The sequence below is a fragment of the Acinetobacter johnsonii genome (genome assembly GCF_048551975.1).
Classification (GTDB): domain Bacteria; phylum Pseudomonadota; class Gammaproteobacteria; order Pseudomonadales; family Moraxellaceae; genus Acinetobacter; species Acinetobacter johnsonii_A.
The window spans coordinates 1-240 of sequence record NZ_JBIMCF010000343.1; the positions used below are offsets into that span (position 1 = coordinate 1).

Sequence of the window (240 nt, forward strand, 5' to 3'; positions counted from 1 at the left end):
CTAGGTAAAGTGACCGATCGAGGTCGTAGTGGAAAAGATAATCGATTATTTTTAGAAGCAGTCCTATGGATTGCCCGTACAGGCAGTCCATGGCGTGGTCTACCTCCTCATTTTGGTAAATGGAATACCGTCTTTAAAAGATACGGTAATCCCCCCTAAAAATAATAGGATCTAAAAGTAGAATTTTCTCTTAAGATACGAGCAGGAGATTCTGCATGAAAACATCTAAATTTACTGACA

General features: G+C 39.2%; 1 pseudogene. It reads left to right on the forward strand.

Features of this window, described 5'->3' with window-relative positions:
* A pseudogene (locus ACG9ZB_RS17745) lies at positions 1-144 on the forward strand (transposase); the annotation flags it as partial.
* Positions 145-240 lie beyond the last annotated feature (96 nt).